This window comes from Sandarakinorhabdus oryzae, from assembly GCF_009733735.1.
Taxonomy (GTDB): Bacteria; Pseudomonadota; Alphaproteobacteria; order Sphingomonadales; family Sphingomonadaceae; genus Sandarakinorhabdus; species Sandarakinorhabdus oryzae.
Window position 1 is genome coordinate 1 of record NZ_WNJP01000314.1, and the last position, 1,467, is coordinate 1,467.

Annotated in this window: 2 protein-coding genes; both read right to left on the reverse strand. The window is 71.9% G+C overall.

Annotated features, from left to right (window positions below; translation table 11 throughout):
- Positions 1–156: 156 nt before the first annotated feature.
- Positions 157–483 carry a flagellar hook-basal body complex protein FliE gene (gene fliE, locus GJ693_RS15950; RefSeq protein ID WP_156257209.1) on the reverse strand — a complete coding sequence of 109 codons (327 nt, stop codon included), beginning with the start codon at positions 481–483 and terminating at the stop codon, positions 157–159.
- Positions 483–1,467: sigma-54 interaction domain-containing protein (locus GJ693_RS15955; RefSeq protein ID WP_156257208.1), on the reverse strand; the 985-nt coding region annotated here is incomplete at its 5' end. The genes fliE and GJ693_RS15955, both read right to left, overlap by 1 nt.

Consider the following 1,467-nt stretch of genomic DNA (forward strand, 5'->3'; position numbering starts at 1 on the left):
GCCACCAGCAGCAACGCCGGGCGCGCCTGCTGCACGGCCGGGCTGGCCCACAGGGCCTGCGCGCGGGCAGCATAGGGCGCCAGCGCCGGCGGCACAGGCAGGCCAGCGGCCGGTGCCGGCGGGTCTGCGGTGATGGCGGCCCCCTCGCTCATCGACTTACAGCGGCATGTTCATCACGTCCTTGTAGGCCCCGACCAGGCGGTTGCGCGCCTGCAGCGTGGCCTCGAAGGCGATTGTGGCTTTCTGGCGGGCGATCATCACGCTGGCCAGGTCGTGGGTCTGCCCGGTCTCCCAGGCGTTGGTGGCGGCACTCGCCTGATCCTGCACCGCGCTCACGGCGCGCAGGGCATCGGTCAGCGCCGCACCAAAGCGCGGTGTTTCGGGCGTTGCCTCAGCGGCGACGCCGCCTTTCAGCGCCTCGTTGCGCGCCAGGATCTGCTGGCGCAGCTTCAGGATCGACGATGTGTCGATGGGTGGCAACATCACTGCACCATGGCGCTGGCGCCATCACCACGCCCCGCCAGTTTCTGCGCCGCCAGCTTGTAGCGCAGCGTGCGTTCCGAAATGCCGAGCCGGCGGGCGGCGTCACGGCGGCTGGGGCTGGTGGCCAGGGCGCGGGCGATGCGTTCATGCTCCACCATGCGCATCTGGCCCGGCAACGTCGTGGATGGTTGGGGTAGCGCCGCCGGCACAGGTGCCAGACCCGGCACGGCGTCAATCAGCAGATGGCCGGCAGCGATATCGGGCCCGTCGCACAGCACCAACGCGCGATCGAGCACATTGCCCAGTTCGCGCACATTGCCGGGCCAGCGATGCGCCAGCAGCCGGGCGCGGGCACAGGGGGTGAGCCACGGCACCAGGCCATCCCCGCCGGCGCGACCCAGCAGCCAGTGGGCGGCAATGGCCAATATGTCGGCCGGGCGCTCGGCCAGCGGCAGGGTGCGCAGCGGGAAGACGGCGAGCCGCCAGTAGAGATCGGCGCGGAAACGGCCGGCTGCGACATCGGCGGCAAGATCGCGGTTACCAGCGGCGATGATGCGCACGTCCACCGTCTGCGGCCGGGTGGCGCCGACAGCCAGCACCTCGCGTTCCTGCAGCACGCGCAGCAGCTTGGCCTGTGCGGCCAGCGGCAGCTCCGCCACCTCGTCGAGAAACAGGGTGCCGCCGTCAGCACTGCGCACCAGGCCAGGCGAAGCACCCACCGCGCCGGTAAAGGCGCCGCGCTCGTGACCGAACAGCGTGGCTTCCACCATCTGGTCAGCGAGCGCGGCGCAGTTCACCGCGACAAGGGGGCGGTCGCGGCGGGGGGAAACAGTGTGAACCAGGCGGGCCAGGCCCTCCTTGCCGGTGCCGGTCGGGCCTTCGATCAACACGCTGGTCGGGCTGGCGCCAACGCGAGCGGCGAGCGCCAGGAGGTCGCGCGAGGCCGGATCGGCGGCGGCCGGGCGATCGGGCCGGGCAAAGGCC